The following is a 19,042-nucleotide window of genomic DNA, read 5'->3' as shown; positions in this document are numbered from 1 at the left end:
AAATGGCACGACTGCCTTATCGATCGATAAGTTTATCGTACCACGTTAAACTTATTTATGAAAAAATTTTGCTTAAAAATTTACTTCTGAAATTTGATTTACAAATTTTGTAAAAAAAATAGGATGAGACAAAACTCTTCGAGTTCTATCTCATCCTATTTTAAGTTTCTATTTTTATTTCACAATCAATAAATCAAGGCTAGCCAATGATAAGGACATTTTTGCAATTCGATTGAGTTCTTTCAAACGATTTGCCTTTACTTGTTCATCTTCTACCATCACCATTGTTTCTTCAAAATAAGCTTCAATCAACGGGCGTAAATTGACTAATGCTTGATAGTTTTCTGACATAGTATTTTCATTGAATTTTTCTTCAATTTCGTTTACCGCTTTATGCAGTGCTTTTTCCGCATTATTTTCAAATAAAGTTGCGTCGATTTGGTTTTCTTGACTTAGTAGTTCTCGACCTTTTTTAGCTAAATTAATCACTCGTGTCAACGCTTCGATCGAAGGTCTGAAATCGTCATCTAGCAAATGTTTTTTTAGAATAGTTGCTGCTGAAAATAGTTTTGCTAAGTCTTTTTGCTCAGAAGAAATCACAGCATCAATGACATCATGTCGTACATCTTTCGTCATCAATAACTGACGCAAGCGGGCTTTTACAAAATCAATGACTTCTTCTTGTCCTGTGGTCAATTGAATTCCGTACTTTTGGCTATCCGCATTTACAGCTGCATCGATTTCCATTTGAAGTTGGACTAACGGGAACTGCCAACCTTTATTTTCAATGATTCGGATTACACCGTATGTTTGACGACGTAATGCATACGGATCATTAGAACCGCTTGGAATCATTCCTACTGCAAAGAATGAAAAAACGCTATCTAGTTTATCTGCAATGGCTAAAACGGCACCTACCGCAGAAACAGGAAGTTCTCCTTCACTTGATGTCGGCAAATAATGTTCTCGAATCGCTTTGGCTACTGCCGGTTTTTCACCTTGTAGCAAAGCGTATTTTTCCCCCATTAGTCCTTGTAGTTCTGGAAACTCACCGACCATATTCGTCACTAGGTCAAATTTATAAATTTCAGAAGCACGCTTTAAATCAGTCAGTTCCTCTTCTGATAAACCGACTTCTTTACCAATGATTTGCCCAATAATACTTACGCGCTGCATTTTTTCATAAATTGTACCAATTTTTTCGTGGAACGTAACATTTTTTAGCTTGTTAACGCACTCATCAATTGATAATTTTTTATCTTCGTTGTAGAAAAATTCGGCATCTTCTAAACGAGCAATCAAGACTTTCTCATTTCCTTTGATTACATTTTCAATATGAACCTTGTCACCGTTTCTTACAGAAATAAAATGTGGTAATAACAAGCCTTGATCATTGCGTACATCAAAATAACGTTGATGTTCTTTCATTGAGGTAACCAACACTTCATCTGGAACAGAAAGATATTTTTCATCAAAAGCACCCACAAATGCAGTTGGATATTCAACTAAATTATTGACTTCTTCTAGCAACTTCTCATCCAACTCTAGCTTCCAATGTTTCTTTTCAGCTAACTGATTTGCTTGCTCAATGATCATTGCTTTTCTTTCATTAGGATCAACGATAACAAATTGTTCCTTCATTTTTTCTTCGTACTCACTTGAATGATCGAACGTTACGTCATCCCCCAAGAAACGATGACCGCGAGAGCTTTTTCCTGATGCTACATCTAAAACAGTAAATGGAATCACTTCGTCATCTAATAAAGCCACAATCCAATGAATTGGACGAATATATTCAAAATCATAATCCGCCCAGTGCATCGTAACCGGGAAAGTCAAGCTTGTAATAACATCTTTTAAGCCCGATAATACATCGATTGTTTTTTGACCTTGGTTATGTTTTGTTACATAAACATATTCTACACCATTTAATTCTTTAAAAGTAATTGCCTCCGTAGTTAGACCTTGACCTCTAACAAACCCTTGCGCTGCTTTACTCCAATTTCCGTCAGCATCTTGAGCAATTTTTTTAGCTGGCCCTTTAATTTCCTCTTGTGTATCTTCTTGTTGTTCTGGTAATTGCGTCACTCGAACAGCCAAACGACGAGGTGTAGAGAAACTTTGAACAGTCTCATACGTTAATTTATTTTCGTCTAAAAATGCTACTATTTTGCTTTCCAATTGTAAACGACTTGGGCTGACAATATGAGCTGGCATTTCTTCCAAGCCAATTTCAAGTAATAGGTCTTTTGCCATGTTATTTTGCCTCCTTAGTAGTTTGAGTGTCTTTGTTTAGTAGTGGAAAGCCTAGTTTTTCCCGTTCTGCGACAAAAATTTTCGCTACTGCTTTTGCCATATTTCTGATACGAGCTAAATACCCTGCGCGTTCCGTTACAGATACCGCACCACGAGCATCTAACAAGTTAAATGTATGACTACATTTCAAAATATAATCATAAGCAGGATGAACTAAACTCTCGTCGATACAACGTTTAGCTTCTCTTTCGAATTTATCAAAGTTTTCTAAAAGCATTTCTTGATTGCTGATCTCAAACGAATATTTAGAATGTTCGTATTCTGGTTGATTGAAAATTTCACCGTATTTAACACCTTGTGTCCATTCTAGATCATAAACACTTTCTACCTCTTGAATATAAGAAGCCAGACGTTCGATTCCATAAGTAATCTCTGAAGTGACCGGGTGACAAGCCAGTCCACCTACTTGTTGGAAATACGTAAACTGTGTGATTTCCATACCATCAAGCCAAACTTCCCAACCGAGACCTGCACATCCCATCGAAGGATTTTCCCAGTTATCTTCAACAAAACGAATATCATGCGCTAAAGGATCGATTCCTAATAGTTCTAAACTTTCCAAGTACAATTCCTGAATATTTTCAGGAGATGGTTTCATCACCACTTGAAATTGGTGATGTTGATACAAACGATTTGGGTTCTCTCCATATCGTCCGTCAGCTGGTCTTCTTGAGGGCTCTACATACGCGGCATTCCAAGGCTCAGGTCCAATCGCTCGTAGAAAAGTATACGGACTCATTGTCCCTGCCCCTTTCTCCGTATCATAAGCTTGCATCAGCATACAACCATTAGATGACCAAAATTTTTGTAAGGTTAAAATCATTTCTTGTACAGTAAGTTTCTTTTCCATTGAAATCCTCCTAAATTTAAAAGTGTAATCGACTCGTTATGCTCTGATAGAGTGATATCCCTAATGCCCTATCTAAGAAGCTCTTGATCAGGATTTACGAGAAAACAAAAAGTCCCTATGCCTCTTAGAGACATAGGGACGAATAATCGCGGTTCCACCCTACTTCCGATAGTAATTATCGGCAGCTTTGTTAAAATATACTCAAAAGCGCCCTTCAAAAGTTATCTGTATCTGGCTTACACTCTCCCAGACTCGCTATTACAGCTGTTCTTTTTACTCTTCTTTTTCAACGTATTTATTTAATTACTCTTTATGATAATCTTTGATCGAAGAGTTGTCAAATTATTTTTTACGATTCAAACAGTTTTTGAAAAAATTGCTCTTTTCTTTCAAAAATCATTGCCCACTCTTGATAGATTTTGGTTTCTTGTAATGTACGTTTAATAATTTTTCCTTCTGTAAATTCATAGATTCTAGCATTTGGAAAAAATAACAGGACAGGCGAATGGGTAGCAATCACAAATTGCGAATCATCCTCTACCAACTCATGCATCAAAACCATCAGTTGTAATTGTGTGCTAAGAGACAAACCAGTCTCAGGCTCATCCAGTAGATAAAAGCCTTGTCCAAAAAAACGAGTTGCTACTAGCTCGTAAAATGATTCTCCTCTTGAGTAGCTATGCAGTTCTCTTTGGAAAACACCTGCCCCTTGATCAATCATTTCAATATCAGTCATTAAGTTGTAGTAGGATTCTGCCCGATAAAAATAGCTGTCTTTAGGATAATTTGGATATTTTATTGGTCGACTTACCTCAACTAGTGAAGTCTGTTCTTTATAAGAAACAAAAAAATTATTTTTTGAGCCGCCTTCAAGATTCAAGTCCATCAATCCTGCAATCGTTTCTATTATAGTTGATTTTCCAGAGCCATTTTCGCCAATCAAAAACGTAACTGGCGTTTCAAAAAGAAGTTGGTCTAAATCACTTAAAATGGGTAAACTAAATGGAAACTGCGATGTATTTACTACTTTTTCATACTTCATTCCTTTAAGATATAGTTTTGTCATCTTCCCCACTCTTTTTTTCCCGTTTAGGTAACTTTAAGGTCTCTTCCCAACTTTTCATTTGGTCGATGAACTTCTTACTTTTTAAGTTTATCCCAACATATTCATCGTACAATTCATCAATTGTTGTTCTGATAGCCACTTTAGTCTCCGTTTTAACATTAATATCTTGAACTTTGTCATACGAAATGGCTGAAAAAAGACGAATAAAATGAATAGCTCTAGGATCGGCATGATACCGGCGATCATCAAGATCCCAATGTCTTTCACATAACACCCCGCTATATTTTGATGAATAATCAAATTTCCCTCGAGTTTCTTGACATGCGCTACAATGTCGCCACTCTGGAGTAATACCAAAACGGCTTAATAGTTGGATTTCAAAAATATTCGTAATGATCTCTGGATCCTTATTCTCATTCAATAACTTTAATGCTTGTTGTACAAAATAATATAAATTAGGATCGTACGTTCGATCTTCGATGGCGGCATCAACTAAATTCAAAATGTACGTTGCATAGGCATTCACAAAAATATCTTCCTGAATGAGGCGAAGTGGTGAAACCTCTTTACTTCCATTTAAAAAAGACAGTCCTTCTTCTCTAAAATCTCCAATATATACAGCTTCTGTGAAAGGCAAAATAGCAGGACCAATCGGATTATTTTTACGATGCGCCCCTTTAACAAAAAACATCAATTTACCAAAAGATTCCGTAAAAATTTTGACTAGTTTATCTTTTTCTTTGTAGTCCTTGGTAAATAAAATAATTCCTTTCGTTTCTCCTAAGGTCATATTTTCGCCTCCTATGTATTCTAGTCTATTTTAGCAGAGATACAAGCAAAAGAACAATTCCGCAATAATACAGAATTGTTCTTCGTTTCTTACTAATAATCGTCTTTACGATATCCAAAATCTTGTAAATGAACTTTTTTGTCGCGCCAGTCTTTTTGCACTTTTACCCAAAGTTCTAAATAAACTTTATCATCAAGTAAATGTTCAATATCTTGTCTGGCTTTGGTTCCAATTTGTTTAAGCATCTTGCCGCCCTTACCAATAATGATTCCTTTTTGGCTATCACGCTCAACGATGATCGTTGCTTGAATACGTACTTTATCATTCTCATCCCGTTTCATCGAATCTACCACAACTGCAACGGAATGAGGAATCTCATCTCTTGTAAGCAATAATACTTTTTCACGAACTAACTCAGAAACAATAAAATATTCAGGGTGATCCGTCACTTGATCATCTGGAAAATACTGTGGGCCTTCAGGCATTTGATCTACTAAAACATCCATCAAACGATCTACATTATTCCCTTCAGTAGCTGAGATTGGCACAACTTCTGCAAATTCCATTTGGCTTGCGTAGTCTTCAATAATTCCCAAAAGTTGATCAGGATGAACCGTATCGATTTTATTGATTACAAGATAGACTGGGCTCGTCATTGTTTTAAGACGTTCGATGATAAAGTCATCACCTTTTCCTCTTTTTTGATCTGCACTAATCATAAATAACGTTGCATCCACTTCACGTAAAGCACTATAAGCTGTTTCAACCATAAAATCACCTAAACGATGTTTTGGCTTGTGAATTCCTGGTGTATCAATAAAAACGATTTGCGCTTCTGGAACTGTATAAATTCCTTGTATCTTATTTCTAGTTGTTTGTGCTTTATCACTCATAATTGCAATTTTTTGTCCGACAATTCGGTTCAATAAAGTAGATTTACCAACATTTGGTCTTCCTACAATCGCTACAAATCCGGATTTGTGTATATCTGTCATTGTTTTTCTCCTCTATAAAAAATCTTGTATTATCTGCCAAATTTTTGGGACAAACAACAGTACTCCAACAACCACAGCAAATCCTGATGTTAAAAGAACTGCGCCTGCAGCCATATCTTTGATTTTTTTACCGATTGGATGAAAATGGAAATCCGTTACCATGTCGACTACATTTTCAAACACTGTATTAATTATCTCCATCACTAATACAAGAAAGATTGCAAGCAACAACCACAACCATTCTGAGATTGCTAATCGTAAAATAATGCCCACAATAATTGTCGCCCCCCCCATTAAAACATGGGTTCGCATGTTACGTTCTTCCTTAAATACTGTTTTGATTCCTTGGAGAGCAAACTCCAACGAGGCTATAAAATGTTTATTCTTCGCTGTCCGTTTATCTTTTGAGTCCATAGGCATCTAAGATCTCTTTCTGTAAACCAAACATTTCTTTCTCATCATCAGGTTCCATATGATCATAGCCGTTTAAATGTAAAAAACCGTGCACAGCCAAAAATCCCAATTCGCGTTCAAAAGAATGACCATATTCTGCTGCTTGTTCTGCCGCTCGTTCAGTCGATATCATGATATCCCCAAGGTTTCTTGGAAAAGCTTCATCTGCATCTTCAAAAATAATCGGCAACTCATCTTCGCCTTCTTCTTCCAATGCAAAACTGATAACATCTGTAGGTACATCTTTTCCACGATAATCTCTATTTATCACCTGAATACCTGCATTATCCATAAAAGACACGGACATTTCAGTATCTTCAGATATTTTTAGAAAATCAGCCGCAAACTGCAGCAGACTTTCTACTTCTTCTAAATTTTCTTTAGATAAATTATTTGTTTCATCAATGAATGAAATATCCATTAGTCATCTCTCTTTTCTTGTTCATCTTTCATTTCTTCTGCTTCGGATTTCATTTTTGGATACTTGATTCTAGAATGGAATGTGCTACATAAGCCATTGACTAGAGACTTCTCGATGATCCGAATTTCTTTCATTGTTAAACCGCAATCATCCAGTTGTCCGTCTGAAATTCGATCTTGAATAACATTATGAACAAAGGCTTGGATTTTTTCGTTTGTCGGATGATCCATCGCACGAACAGCCGCTTCACAAGTGTCAGCAATACTAACGATCCCTGCTTCTCTGGTTTGAGGCTTAGGACCTGGGTATCTGAAATCAACTTCAGAAATATCTGGATTTCGTTCTTTTGCTTTCACATAGAAAAACTTCATTAACGTCGTTCCATGATGTTGACGGCAAATATCAATCACCATTTCAGGCATATGATAGTCTTCCAATATTTTAGCACCGTCAATAACATGTCCAAAAATAATTTGTTTGCTATCTTCAGGTAATAAGAAATTATGTGGATTCTCAGCTCCCGCTGGTAAATTTTCAACAAAGAAATTTGCATGCTTGATTTTACCAATATCATGATAATAACAAGCAACTCTTGTTAATAAAGAACGACCACCGATCTCAGCCACAGCATTTGCACTTAGACTCGCCACCATCATACTATGATGATACGTTCCAGGCGCTTCTTCAAGTAGTTGTTTTAACAACGGATGGTTTGGATTACTGAGTTCATTTAATACAATCACACTGTCATCAGTGACAAGTAATTCTATATACGGATGGAGACCCATTGTAGCAAGGAAAGATAAGACTGTTCCAGCTAATGCACAAATCATCATTGTCCATGATTTACCATCAAAGAAACTCATCCCTTGATAAATCATCAAAATAAAATCTAAGCAAACTGGAAAGATAATCACCCAAAATACAGCAACTAATCCTTGCTCGCCAATACGAGTGCGTTTGACTACTGTTGCCAATAGCCCTGAAAACATATAGCTCACTAGAATGATTGTCAAAGAGTTCGTTCCAATAGAATTATAAAACACAAAAAGTGAAAAAATCACTTGAAAAACAGCCGCTAAAACTCCGGCTCTTCTACTAACAAAATAATTTAGTACCAGAGGCGTAAATGCTGCTGGAAAAAATAATGAGATATACATCATCTGTTCAGTTTGGAAAATCTGGAAAAATTTCATCAAGACGACACTTAAAGACATCGCACCAACGTAAAATAAAATGAAGTGTCTACGCTTGCCTTCTTCTGTCACTTGTTTCGTGAAAAACAACAACACTAAAACCTGCATCACGATTGCCAAACCTAATGCAGCCATTGGAAATAGCGAAGTGCTTTGGTTTGTCATACCTAATAGTTCAAGCTTTTCCATCGCTTTACTGTCGATTTGAGTTCCCTCACGAACGATGATTTCCCCTTGATAGATCATTGCAGGTGGAACAGCATCCATAGCATTTTGACGCATTTCTTTAGTCTTTTTATCATTAGCAAAATCATTCGCTACAATACCTTCATTTACAATATAGCGAATTTCTTGCTGCATCGTGCTTGTGACATCAAGAAATTGAATCTTCTCGATCGCACTCTGACGAATATTATCTAAATCCGCTTCGCGAACATGATCTTTCATCTTATCGTCAATGATTTTTAAACTTTCAGTCTTTACTTGCTGAATCTGACTTACATCCAAGGAAAATATATTTTGGTAAAATACATTGGGAAATTTTTGATAAAAAGTAACTTCATCTTGGTCCAACGATTCAAATTGAGCTTTTAAATTGGCCACTCTTTCTTCAATAGTTGGTTTTGGAATCGTTTCGTCTTTTTTAGCCTTCGCTTTTTTTTCTTCGTACTCTTTGTCAGTCTTTTCATTTGCAGTAATAATCAGTTTAAATAGTTTTTCAATTCGCTTGTGCTGAACATCAGCCGTTTCTTCCTGATAGATATATTCAGGAGTGACCGCTTCAGCCGCCAGTTTTTTCTTTTGTGCTGTTTCATACGTATTTTCAACGTTTTTATTTGCTCGAATAGTATTTTCAGCTAATTGTCCTTCTTTTATCTCTACCTTTTTTTGATGGACACTACCGAACATAATAATGAATAAAAAGCATGAAAAAACAAGTAAAAGTATAGGAATATACGCTTTCCCTAGTTTATCGCGTAATTTTAATAACGAGTATTTCAACGGAATTTTCACTCCTTTCCGCGGTTCTAAATCTATTTTTGACTTTCTTTTTCATATGCTCGAATGATTTGAGCAACTACTGGATGTCTTACAACATCACTAGCATCAAAATGAACAAAAGCAATTTTGTCAATCGATTGTAACGTCTTTTCTGCATGAATCAAACCGCTGGCTACGCCTTTAGGCAAATCGATTTGACTTGTGTCGCCATTGACAATCATTCTTGAGTTAAAACCGAGCCTTGTCAAAAACATTTTCATTTGAGCCACGGTCGTATTTTGTGCTTCATCGAGGATAACGAAAGCATCATCCAGAGTTCGTCCCCTCATGTAAGCTAATGGTGCGATTTCAATCACTCCACGCTCCATTAAACGGTTGGTATGATCCATACCAAAAACTTGATATAACGCATCATAGACTGGTCGTAGATATGGATCGACTTTTTCTTTTAGATCCCCTGGCAAAAAACCTAAACTCTCTCCAGCTTCCACAGCAGGACGAGTCAAAATGATTTTTTGAACTTCCCCTTTTTTTAGCGCTGAAACAGCCATTACTACTGCTAAAAAAGTTTTCCCTGTTCCAGCAGGGCCAATCCCAAAGATAATGTCGCGCTTGCGTACCGCATCAATATATCTCTTTTGACCAATGTTCTTGATTCTGATTGCTCTACCATGATGATCTTTGAGAATCTCTTCTTCATACATTGTTACAAAGCTATCTAAATCACCACTTTTTGCCATCTTCAAAGCGGACACAACATCAGGCGTACTAATTTTGATTCCCCGCTGAATCAACACTTGCAACGTACGCAAAACAGATGCAATCAATTGAACTTCTGACTCTTCGCCCAACAATTGAATCGTCTCACCACGAGTGTTGATCGTTACAGCAGTATTTTCTTCTAAATATTTTATATGTTTGTCATGGGTTCCTAAAAGCATACTCACATCATCAGAATCATTTAATTTCAATTCTAACGATATTGATTGATTCTCTGTCAAAAAACGCCCATCTCCTTTATTTTTTCATTCCATACAATCATACCATAATATTTATTTATTAAAAAGAGAGCGAGTCAAAACTAACGGATCATTCTATTTAATTCATAAAATCTTAACTCCTTGTTTTTCTATTACCGCCTCTATTTATTTTCTAAAACAAAAAAACCAACGGATTTCCGTTGGTTTTTCGTTTTGACTAATTCTCTTGTAGTAATTCTTTTACAATTGCATTGACCTGATTGCCGTCTGCTTTCCCTTTGACTTCAGGCATAACAGCACTCATTACTTTGCCAAATTCTTTTGGCGAAGATGCACCGGTCTGATCAATTGCCGTCAGAACAATCTGACGAATTTCTTCTTCAGAAAGTTGTTTTGGCATATATTTTTCAACAATTGTGATTTCGATTTTTACTTTGTCAGCAAGATCGTCACGTCCCGCTTTTTCAAACTCTGATAAAGAGTCTCTGCGTTGTTTCATCTCGCGAGATAAAACTGTTAACTCTTCTTCTCCGTCCAAATCACGGCTAGTTTTAATCTGCTCATTTTGAATGGCTGCTTTCAACATACGAAGTACAGATAAAGTATCTTTATCCTTTGACTTCATTGCTGTTTTGATGTCGTCATTCAATGTTGTTAGTAATGACATACAACCCACTCCAATTCATCGAAAACTAGAATTTTTTACGTTTTCTAGCTGCTTCAGATTTTTTCTTACGCTTTACACTTGGTTTTTCGTAGAATTCACGTTTACGAGATTCTTGTAAAGTACCCGCTTTTGAAACGGAACGTTTGAAGCGACGAAGAGCATCGTCAAGAGATTCGTTTTTACGAACGACAGTTTTTGACATGTTAATTCCCTCCCTCCGAGCTTAAAAAGTAACCGTTTTTTATATTTATGAATTATTCAACATAAATAAAATACCGTTCTTTTTACATTATATCGAATGGTTATTTTAACGTCAACCTTTGTATTGAAAAAATGCATAAAAAAGTGCCAAAATGAGTAAAGTTTTACACACATATGCAATATTCATGATTTTTTCTGAAAAAAACGATCATTTACACTCCTCACATCGACCAAAAATTTCAAATCGATGTCCTTCTATTTCACATCCGCTTAATTGTTCTTTAAAAAAATCCATCGGACACATATGAATTTCTTTTGTTTTCCCGCAAACGGTACATATAAAATGATGATGATGCCCTACTTCTTGACAACAGTGAAAACGAAATTTTTTTTCTCCATTTAAATCAGTTGTTTCCAATAAGTCCAATGTTTCAAAATCATGTAAATTTCGATAGATGGTATCGTAACTTACACCCTTATATTCTTGGTTCATAAACTCATAAACTTCTCTTGCTGATATATAGCGATTTCTTCTGATCAAATAGGTGATCATCGCTTCTCTTTTTTTTGTATATTTCAATCCATGTTCTTTCATCACTGCAAGTGATTGTTCTACTTTGGAATTTGATTGCTTCATTTTTTTAGCCTCCACTCCTTAAATCAGAATCATTACGAATAAGATTTATGAAGGTATGGTATAATAAATTTATAAAAAAAGCAAGAGAGGAATCATATTATGACGACAAATGAACCAAAAAAATGTGTGACGATTTTTGTTATTTCCGACTCAGCAGGTGAAACTGCTTCAAAATTAGCTGCAGCTTCCATGGCTCAATACCCTACTGTGGATTTTTCATTATTTAGACGAACATTCGCTAAAGAAGAAGATAAACTTAGAAAAGCACTAGAAGATGCAAAACGAGAAAATGCTATGGTTTTACATACAATCGTTAATGAGCGACTAGTAAAAATTGCAAATGATTTTTTTGAAGAACACAATTTATATCATTTTGATATACTAACACCTCCAGTAGCGGAAATTGAGCGATTAACCGGAATCGCTCCTACTAGAGAAGCGGGCGCCCTTCATCATCTGAATGAAAATTATTTTAAACGGATCGAAGCAATGGAATTTGCTGTGAAATATGACGATGGTAAGGATCCCAGAGGGTTCTTAGAAGCCGATGTACTGTTACTTGGTGTTTCTAGAACATCCAAGACACCACTTAGCTTATTTTTAGCAAATAAAAATTTGAAAGTTGCGAATTTGCCTTTGATTCCAGAAGCTCATTTGCCTAAACAATTATGGGAAACAAATCCTAAAAAAATCGTAGGATTGACGAATGATCCAGATATCTTGAACGGGATTCGAAAAGAACGCATGAGAACGTACGGATTGCCTGCAGATACATCTTACTCAGATATTGAAAAAATTAGAAAAGAATTAGCTTTTGCTAACGATTTATATGAAAAATTGGGTTGTGTTGTTATTAATGTGGCTTCCTTATCGATTGAAGAGACCGCTTCGATGATTTTGAATGCTTTGAATTTGGAAGACCATAGCTATTACGCAACAGAGTCACCTGAAGCTTAATCGCAAAAAAACTAAGAACAGCGAGATTGTTTTCTCTGCACTGTTCTTAGTTTTTTTAAAATACTTGAATCCCTTCTTGATCTATTGACAGCACATTGATAGTAGCTGGCAGGGATAATTTTTCTAATTTCTGAACCATTTGATCTGTTTTTTCTTCTGGAGATAAAATCAAAACGGTCGGTCCTGCTCCGCTTAAAAATGCTCCATAAGCTCCAACTTCATGACCAATTGCTCGAATTTGATCCAAATGCGGAACTAACTTTTTTCGGTAAGTTTCATGCCAACGATCTTTTTCCATCATTAACCCAGCCAATGGTAAGTTACCATTCAAAATCGCAGCAATCATTACATTTGCGATTGAGCTTGCTTGTACTGCTTCTTTATAAGGGGTAGAAGTTGGCAAGACACTGCGACTTTCAGACGTCAATAGATGCACATTAGGAATATAAGCGATCACATCACACATTGGAAAATGATGCTTAACAGAGTAGACTTCACCATCAACGTAACTTGCTACAACAAAATCACCACAAATGGCAGGCGCTACATTATCAGGGTGCCCCTCCATCTCAGTGGCTATCTGTACCTTTTGTTTTTGAGATAAGTTCAAATTCCCTAAACGATTAGCAAGTTCAATCCCACCGACGATTACGCTAGAGCTACTGCCCAAACCTCGAGCTAAAGGAATATCTGACGTCATTTTCAACACTTTTGGTGAAAGATCAGGGGCTATTTTTAGTGCTGTCTGAATCAATAAATTCGTTGCATCACTTGGGATATCAGAGCCTAGTGTATGCACAATCTTCCACTCTTCAGCATTCTCCAATACTTCGATATTAAGATACTGTGACAAAGCAATACCACAGGAATCAAAACCCGGACCTAGATTTGCACTGGTTGCGGGGATTCTTATTTTCATAGTTCTGACACTCCATTACGTAAATGCATCCGCATTTCTTCTAAGTCACTCATTTTAGAGATTTTCACATCCGTCGCATTGATTGCTGTATCAGGGTCTTTTAGACCATTTCCAGTGAAAACAGCCACTACTGTCTCACCTTGTTTGATTTTCCCATTTTTAACATGTTGAATTACCCCAGCTAAAGAGGCTGCTGATCCAGGTTCAATAAACACACCATCTTGTGCAGCGACTTTGCGGTAAGCATTTAGTATTTCTTCATCTGTCACAGAATCAATATGCCCTTTAGACTCATCACGAGCAGCTTCGGCTAATTTCCAACTTGCTGGATTTCCGATACGGATCGCTGTAGCAATTGTTTCAGGTTGTTCGATTACTTCACCTTTGACGATAGCAGCAGCTCCTTCAGCTTCAAATCCATGCATTCTCGGTAAAAGTGTGCCTTTTTTGTCATGCCATTCTTTGAATCCTTTCCAATACGCTGAGATATTCCCTGCGTTTCCAACTGGTATAGCTAATACATCAGGCGCTTGCCCAAGTTGCTCGCAAACTTCAAAAGCGGCTGTTTTTTGACCTTCTAAACGATAAGGATTTACAGAATTCACTAGTGCTACGGCTTCTGTTTTGGCGATATCTCGTACAGCTTTTAGCGCTTCATCGAAATTCCCTGGAATCGAGATGATGTCTGCTCCATAAATGATTGCTTGCGCTAGTTTACCCATTGCGATTTTTCCATCTGGAATCACAACATATGCTTTGATCCCCGCTCTTGTGGCATACGCTGCTGCTGCCGCGCTTGTATTTCCAGTTGAGGCACAAACAATTGCTTTGGCACCTTCCTCAACGGCTTTAGCAACAGCCATAACCATTCCTCGATCTTTAAATGAGCCTGTTGGGTTCAGTCCTTCGTATTTACCATATAAATTGATTCCTAGTTCTTTTGATAGACTGTGCAATGGAATCAAAGGAGTATTTCCTTCTGCTAATGAAATCATTGGCGTTTTATCCGTAACTGGTAGGTATTCCTTGTATTGTTTGATTAGTCCTTCGTACATCTTTTAGTCCTCCAATACTTTAAATGTATTTAATAATTCAAATTCGTCTGTTGTTTCGATCTCTTTTGTCACTTGTTTCATTTGCTCTTTTGTAATGGTATGTGTGATTGCAACGATTCTGGCTCTAGTACCATCAGATTTCTGCTGAACTAATTGATCAAAGCTAACATTTGCTTCTGTCATTATCTGTGTCAATTTCAAAATTTGACCGCGACGATCAGGAACTTCAATTGAGAAATAATATTTTCCAGAAACTGATTGATCTGATGCCAATTTCGTGTCGTGTTGGTAGGCGTTGAACATATGTCCAGTTGTGCCTAAACGAATATTTTTAGCAATCGTGATAATATCACTGACTACACTTGTTGCAGTTGGTTTGGCACCAGCTCCTGGGCCGTAATACATTGACTCACCAACACCTGAACTTTCAATAAAAACAGCATTGAATTCGTTACGAACTGATGCGATCGGATGAGATTTTGCTACAAGCATTGGTCCAACTTCGACAGCAATACTCCCCTCTTGATTTTCAGAGGAACCTATCAACTTGACTTCATAGCCTAATTGAGCAGCCATTTCAACATCATCCAAAGACAAACCACGAATACCACGTGTATCGACCTGATCTAGTCTAATATTCATCCCGAAGGCAAACTGACTTAAAATCACCATCTTATACGCTGCATCAATACCATCGACATCATTCGTCGGATCAGACTCAGCAAATCCTAATTGTTGTGCTTCACTTAACGCTTGCTCATAGGATTTCTTCTCAGAAACCATTTGTGTCAGCATATAGTTTGTCGTTCCATTTACGATCCCTAACACTTTTTGGATATTATCAGCAGCTAAACTATTGGCAATCGTTCGTAAAATAGGGATACCGCCTGCAACACTTGCTTCATAATATAAATCACAATGATTTTGTTGAGCTAGAGCAACTAATTCACTACCATGTTGTGCTAAAAGATCTTTATTCGCAGTGACGATATGCTTACCATTTTCTAGTGCTTTGGTAATGAAGGTTTTTGCTGGTTCTACTTTTCCTATCAATTCCACAATTATTTTGATTTCATCATCATCAATGATCTCCTCAATGTTTGTTGTGAGTTGAATATCAAATTTCTCGGCCAGGTTTCTTTTTTCTTCTTCATCACGTACTAACGCTTTTGAAATTGTCACTTCCATCCCTGTCACTTGTGAAATTTTCTCCTGATGTTCTTGTAAAATTGTTGGTACACCAGATCCGACTGTACCAAGTCCAAGCAAACCAATTTTCAGTTTTTCCTTCATTCTTCTTCCTCCAACTATAAAATTAGAAACATTTCATTTTCTTCTAATAAAACATGTTTCTAGTATACCCAACTGACGTAAAAAAAACTACCCTTTTCTTTGAATTTCCCATGGGAATCCTAGAAAAGGTGAGTTATTGGTGTTTGATATGTTCAAATGTCTGATTAAGAATATCGATAACATGATGATCATCTAATGTATAGTAGATTGTTTTGCCTTCACGTCTAGATCTTACCACGTGACTATCTCGTAATAATTTCAATTGATGGGAGACAGCAGATTGTTCCATTGAAAGTTTTTCTCCAATCGCTGTTACGTTTAATTCTCCTTGCTTCAACAAAAGTAAAATTCGTAACCTTGTTGGATCACTCAACACTTTATATAACTGACTTACTTTTTGAATCTCATCTATTTCTTTCATCGCTGAGCTTCCTTTCATCATTTCCTCTTGCTTATTATAGCAAACTTTTTTCAAAAGAGGTCAGATTTTTTCTTTCGTTTTTAATAAAAAAAGACAACTAGGGCAAAAGAATGTCCCACTTGTCTTTCATAGTTTATTCCATTTAGCTATTCGCTTGTTTAACTGCATCAATTACAGCATATCTAAATCCATTTTTCTCCAGAGCCGTAACTCCTTTGATCGTACTACCACCAGGAGATGTTACTCCGTCTTTTAATTCTCCAGGATGTTTTTTCGTTTCAATCGCTAGTTTTGCCGACCCTAACATCATCTGAGCGATAATTTCGTAAGAAAGAGCACGAGGCATGCCTTCTAACACTGCACCATCTGCTAAAGCTTCCATAAATATATCAACAAATGCTGGGCTACAACCTGCAACAGTACCAAATGTACCTAAAAGATTTTCGCTAACTTCTTCGACTTTTCCTAACGACTCCAATATACGAACTGCTTCATTCTTTGACGCAATAGGCATCTCATTTGCAAAAACAGCACCAATCATTCCAGCATTGACACTGACAGGTGTATTGGGAATAGCATGGACAACGTGAACTTCTTTTCCTAACACAGCTTGTGCCTCTTCCACTGTATGTCCTGTCGCAACGGAAATAAGAATGGTATCTTTTGACATATGCGGAGCTGCTTGTTTTAAAATCTCTAAAACGATTTTAGCGCCTGTAGCAATAAAAATAACTTGGCAATTTTCTAAGGCTTCATATTCTTTGATCAACTGAAAGCCAAATTTTTCTTGAAGTAATTCAGCAGTGCCACTTGAGCCACCTTTTACAAATAAATTTTCAGGTGTCACAACTTCCGCTTTTAAAAGCCCTTCAATCATCGCACTGCCCATATGACCAGCGCCAATAAAACCAATATTCATATCTATCACTCCTTCTATTTTTTTACAAATGAAGAGACTGAAACAAACTTTCAGTCAAGTTTTTCCAGTCCCGATCATGTTATTTTGTTAACGCATTGACTGCTTGTTCAAAATTCTTGATTTTCTGATCTGCCTCTTCTTGAGAAGTAGCTTTTGTTGCTAAATAAAACTTGATCTTAGGTTCAGTTCCAGATGGACGAATTGCGATCCAGCTACCGTCTTCCAAAAAGTATTTTAGCACATCTGATGGAGGGGTTGTTAATGTTTCGACTTTCCCATCAGCTGATGTACGAGTTAATTTTTTGAAGTCTTCTGTTTGCGTTACTTTGATATCAGCAAATGAAACGGGTGCTTCTTCACGGAATTTTGTCATTATGGCTTTGATTTTTTCGCTACCTTCAATTCCACTCAATGTTACAGAAATTGTTTTTTCTTCAAAATAACCGTATTCTTTAAAAATATCTTGTAAGCCATCGTATAAAGTTTTTCCTTGCTTCTTATAAAACGCTGCAACTTCTGCTAATAAAACAAGTGCTTGGATCGCATCTTTATCTCGAACGAAGGCTTTTACTAAATAACCATAACTTTCTTCAAACCCAAACATAAATGTTTGAGAATGGTCCTCTTCATATTGTTCGATTTTTTCTGCAATAAATTTAAATCCTGTCAAAACATCTACCATTTTGGTTTGATATTTTGCTGTGATCGCAGTGGCCAATTCGCTAGATACGATCGATTTCAAGACAACTGCGTTTTCTGGTAATGTCCCCGCCTGTTTGTGTGCTTCTAAAATATATTGAATCATGATCGATCCTAATTGGTTACCAGTCAATACTTGGTAATTCCCGTTAGGCAATCGAACAGCAGCACCTAATCGATCGGCATCAGGATCTGTTGCGATCAATAAATCGGCATCTTCTTTTTCACCTAAACGAATAGCATATTCAAAAGCCGAATGTTCTTCTGGATTTGGTGATTTGACAGTTGTAAAATCAGGATCCGCAATCGCTTGCTCCGGAACCAGTACAAATTTTTCAAAGCCAGCTTGTTTCAAAGCTTTTTCACCTAGCATTTTCCCAGTCCCATGTAATGGTGTGTAAACAAGTTTTAATTCTTTCCCCATTTCGCTGATCAGCTCTTGATTAATTGTAACAGTCTTAACTTCTTTCAAATAAGCTGTATCAACTTCTTCACCAATAATCGTGATCAAATCACTCTCTTTAGCTTGGTCGTCTGATAAAACCTCAACTTTTAAAGGATTCTCAACTTCACGCACGTATTTCGTTAGTGCATCCGCATCTGCCGGAGGCATCTGACCACCATCCGCACCGTATACTTTATAACCGTTGTAAGCTGCCGGATTGTGGGATGCAGTGATCATGATCCCTGAAAATGTATTTAAATAGCGAACAGCAAAAGACAATTCAGGCGTCGGCCGTAAACTTTCAAAAACAAATGCTGGAATGTCGTGCTTCGCTAATGTTTTTGCCGCTTCCATAGCAAACTCAGGTGACATATGGCGAGAGTCATAGGCAATCGCAACACCGCGGCGTTTGGTTTCAATCCCTTCAGCATCCATAAAACGAGCTAAACCTTCAGTAGCCTGACGAATCGTAAAAACATTCATTCGATTGATCCCAGCACCTAAAATCCCACGCATGCCAGCAGTTCCAAACTCTAGCGGCGCATAAAAAGCATCTTCACATTTTTCTGGATCTTCTTTTAAATCTTTTAATTCTTTTTTTAAATTTTCTGGTATATTTTCTTCATTTATCCACTGTTCATAGACTTGTTCCCAAGACATGTTAGCACCTCTTTTTTCATTTGTTTTCTTACCCACTAGTAAGTATATCATTCCAAAGCTTTTGAGGAAAGTAATGCCTAAAAAAGATAGGCCTTTCAAC

General features: G+C 36.8%; 19 protein-coding genes and 1 other annotated feature. Of the genes, 1 reads left to right on the top strand and 18 read right to left on the bottom strand.

Annotated features, from left to right (window positions below):
• Positions 1-174: 174 nt before the first annotated feature.
• The 12 genes from glyS to AC4BB7_RS08145 all read right to left on the bottom strand — a co-directional run bounded on the left by glyS (position 175) and on the right by AC4BB7_RS08145 (position 11,574).
• Positions 175-2,256 (bottom strand): glycine--tRNA ligase subunit beta, encoded by a 2,082-nt coding sequence (glyS, locus tag AC4BB7_RS08200; RefSeq protein ID WP_490485023.1) that lies wholly within the window; start codon positions 2,254-2,256, stop codon positions 175-177.
• A 1-nt stretch (position 2,257) separates the two neighbouring features.
• A complete protein-coding gene (glyQ, locus tag AC4BB7_RS08195) occupies positions 2,258-3,166 on the bottom strand; it encodes a glycine--tRNA ligase subunit alpha (RefSeq protein ID WP_086312926.1) in 909 nt (302 codons plus the stop codon).
• A gap of 131 nt (positions 3,167-3,297) precedes the next feature.
• Positions 3,298-3,465, bottom strand: a binding site (T-box leader).
• A gap of 50 nt (positions 3,466-3,515) precedes the next feature.
• On the bottom strand, positions 3,516-4,232 hold the full coding sequence (locus AC4BB7_RS08190) for an AAA family ATPase (protein ID WP_490485022.1): 717 nt from the start codon (positions 4,230-4,232) through the stop codon (positions 3,516-3,518).
• A complete protein-coding gene (gene recO, locus AC4BB7_RS08185) occupies positions 4,213-5,022 on the bottom strand; it encodes a DNA repair protein RecO (protein ID WP_490485021.1) in 810 nt (269 codons plus the stop codon). Before recO ends, AC4BB7_RS08190 begins: the two co-directional genes overlap by 20 nt.
• A 92-nt stretch (positions 5,023-5,114) precedes the next feature.
• Positions 5,115-6,017 (bottom strand): GTPase Era, encoded by a 903-nt coding sequence (gene era, locus AC4BB7_RS08180; protein WP_086312922.1) that lies wholly within the window; start codon positions 6,015-6,017, stop codon positions 5,115-5,117.
• 12 nt (positions 6,018-6,029) lie between these two features.
• Complete coding sequence (locus tag AC4BB7_RS08175) at positions 6,030-6,437, bottom strand: diacylglycerol kinase family protein (protein ID WP_086312921.1); 408 nt, start codon at positions 6,435-6,437, stop codon at positions 6,030-6,032.
• The gene (gene ybeY / locus AC4BB7_RS08170) at positions 6,415-6,891 is read right to left on the bottom strand and encodes an rRNA maturation RNase YbeY (protein ID WP_086312920.1); all 477 of its coding nucleotides are present in this window, start codon (positions 6,889-6,891) and stop codon (positions 6,415-6,417) included. Before ybeY ends, AC4BB7_RS08175 begins: the two co-directional genes overlap by 23 nt.
• Complete coding sequence (locus AC4BB7_RS08165; RefSeq protein WP_490485020.1) at positions 6,891-9,089, bottom strand: HD family phosphohydrolase; 2,199 nt, start codon at positions 9,087-9,089, stop codon at positions 6,891-6,893. Before AC4BB7_RS08165 ends, ybeY begins: the two co-directional genes overlap by 1 nt.
• A 32-nt stretch (positions 9,090-9,121) precedes the next feature.
• Positions 9,122-10,090, bottom strand: a complete 969-nt coding sequence (locus AC4BB7_RS08160; protein ID WP_490485019.1) for a PhoH family protein — start codon at positions 10,088-10,090, stop codon at positions 9,122-9,124.
• A 196-nt stretch (positions 10,091-10,286) separates the two neighbouring features.
• Positions 10,287-10,736, bottom strand: a complete 450-nt coding sequence (locus AC4BB7_RS08155; protein WP_086312917.1) for a GatB/YqeY domain-containing protein — start codon at positions 10,734-10,736, stop codon at positions 10,287-10,289.
• 25 nt (positions 10,737-10,761) lie between these two features.
• Positions 10,762-10,938, bottom strand: a complete 177-nt coding sequence (rpsU, locus tag AC4BB7_RS08150) for a 30S ribosomal protein S21 (protein WP_002356740.1) — start codon at positions 10,936-10,938, stop codon at positions 10,762-10,764.
• Between the two features lie 207 nt (positions 10,939-11,145).
• Positions 11,146-11,574: a Fur family transcriptional regulator gene (locus AC4BB7_RS08145; protein WP_086312916.1), complete on the bottom strand. Its 429-nt coding sequence runs from the start codon at positions 11,572-11,574 to the stop codon at positions 11,146-11,148.
• Positions 11,575-11,673: 99 nt separating this feature from the next.
• Between AC4BB7_RS08145 and AC4BB7_RS08140 the strand changes: the two genes are divergently transcribed.
• A complete protein-coding gene (locus tag AC4BB7_RS08140) occupies positions 11,674-12,531 on the top strand; it encodes a pyruvate, water dikinase regulatory protein (protein ID WP_170922940.1) in 858 nt (285 codons plus the stop codon).
• Between the two features lie 55 nt (positions 12,532-12,586).
• On the opposite strand, the gene thrB is transcribed toward AC4BB7_RS08140, so the two are convergent.
• From thrB to AC4BB7_RS08110, 6 genes are all read right to left on the bottom strand, one after another.
• Positions 12,587-13,450, bottom strand: coding sequence for a homoserine kinase (thrB, locus tag AC4BB7_RS08135; RefSeq protein ID WP_490485018.1), 864 nt, complete (start codon positions 13,448-13,450; stop codon positions 12,587-12,589).
• Positions 13,447-14,505: a threonine synthase gene (gene thrC, locus AC4BB7_RS08130; protein ID WP_490485017.1), complete on the bottom strand. Its 1,059-nt coding sequence runs from the start codon at positions 14,503-14,505 to the stop codon at positions 13,447-13,449. The genes thrB and thrC overlap by 4 nt, the downstream gene beginning before the upstream one ends.
• Positions 14,506-14,508: 3 nt before the next feature.
• Positions 14,509-15,798, bottom strand: coding sequence for a homoserine dehydrogenase (locus AC4BB7_RS08125; RefSeq protein ID WP_490485016.1), 1,290 nt, complete (start codon positions 15,796-15,798; stop codon positions 14,509-14,511).
• Between the two features lie 133 nt (positions 15,799-15,931).
• Complete coding sequence (locus AC4BB7_RS08120) at positions 15,932-16,219, bottom strand: ArsR/SmtB family transcription factor (RefSeq protein ID WP_086314291.1); 288 nt, start codon at positions 16,217-16,219, stop codon at positions 15,932-15,934.
• 142 nt (positions 16,220-16,361) lie between these two features.
• The gene (proC, locus tag AC4BB7_RS08115; RefSeq protein WP_490485015.1) at positions 16,362-17,138 is read right to left on the bottom strand and encodes a pyrroline-5-carboxylate reductase; all 777 of its coding nucleotides are present in this window, start codon (positions 17,136-17,138) and stop codon (positions 16,362-16,364) included.
• A 79-nt stretch (positions 17,139-17,217) separates the two neighbouring features.
• Complete coding sequence (locus AC4BB7_RS08110; RefSeq protein ID WP_490485014.1) at positions 17,218-18,942, bottom strand: phospho-sugar mutase; 1,725 nt, start codon at positions 18,940-18,942, stop codon at positions 17,218-17,220.
• Positions 18,943-19,042: the final 100 nt, after the last annotated feature.

The organism is Enterococcus sp. AAFC-DPL-5182, assembly GCF_058216605.1.
Note: the sequence above shows the minus strand (reverse complement) of the source record. Positions and strands in the feature narration are given on the sequence as shown.

What these genes read in the sequence shown, in the direction of transcription:
- glyS (WP_490485023.1), bottom strand. Translation starts at nt 2,256, where the DNA reads ATGGCAAAAGACCTATTACTTGAAATTGGCTTGGAAGAAATGCCAGCT.
- glyQ (WP_086312926.1), bottom strand. Translation starts at nt 3,166, where the DNA reads ATGGAAAAGAAACTTACTGTACAAGAAATGATTTTAACCTTACAAAAA.
- AC4BB7_RS08190 (WP_490485022.1), bottom strand. Translation starts at nt 4,232, where the DNA reads ATGACAAAACTATATCTTAAAGGAATGAAGTATGAAAAAGTAGTAAAT.
- recO (WP_490485021.1), bottom strand. Translation starts at nt 5,022, where the DNA reads ATGACCTTAGGAGAAACGAAAGGAATTATTTTATTTACCAAGGACTAC.
- era (WP_086312922.1), bottom strand. Translation starts at nt 6,017, where the DNA reads ATGACAGATATACACAAATCCGGATTTGTAGCGATTGTAGGAAGACCA.
- AC4BB7_RS08175 (WP_086312921.1), bottom strand. Translation starts at nt 6,437, where the DNA reads ATGCCTATGGACTCAAAAGATAAACGGACAGCGAAGAATAAACATTTT.
- ybeY (WP_086312920.1), bottom strand. Translation starts at nt 6,891, where the DNA reads ATGGATATTTCATTCATTGATGAAACAAATAATTTATCTAAAGAAAAT.
- AC4BB7_RS08155 (WP_086312917.1), bottom strand. Translation starts at nt 10,736, where the DNA reads ATGTCATTACTAACAACATTGAATGACGACATCAAAACAGCAATGAAG.
- rpsU (WP_002356740.1), bottom strand. Translation starts at nt 10,938, where the DNA reads ATGTCAAAAACTGTCGTTCGTAAAAACGAATCTCTTGACGATGCTCTT.
- AC4BB7_RS08145 (WP_086312916.1), bottom strand. Translation starts at nt 11,574, where the DNA reads ATGAAGCAATCAAATTCCAAAGTAGAACAATCACTTGCAGTGATGAAA.
- AC4BB7_RS08140 (WP_170922940.1), top strand. Translation starts at nt 11,674, where the DNA reads ATGACGACAAATGAACCAAAAAAATGTGTGACGATTTTTGTTATTTCC.
- thrB (WP_490485018.1), bottom strand. Translation starts at nt 13,450, where the DNA reads ATGAAAATAAGAATCCCCGCAACCAGTGCAAATCTAGGTCCGGGTTTT.
- thrC (WP_490485017.1), bottom strand. Translation starts at nt 14,505, where the DNA reads ATGTACGAAGGACTAATCAAACAATACAAGGAATACCTACCAGTTACG.
- AC4BB7_RS08125 (WP_490485016.1), bottom strand. Translation starts at nt 15,798, where the DNA reads ATGAAGGAAAAACTGAAAATTGGTTTGCTTGGACTTGGTACAGTCGGA.
- AC4BB7_RS08120 (WP_086314291.1), bottom strand. Translation starts at nt 16,219, where the DNA reads ATGAAAGAAATAGATGAGATTCAAAAAGTAAGTCAGTTATATAAAGTG.
- proC (WP_490485015.1), bottom strand. Translation starts at nt 17,138, where the DNA reads ATGAATATTGGTTTTATTGGCGCTGGTCATATGGGCAGTGCGATGATT.
- AC4BB7_RS08110 (WP_490485014.1), bottom strand. Translation starts at nt 18,942, where the DNA reads ATGTCTTGGGAACAAGTCTATGAACAGTGGATAAATGAAGAAAATATA.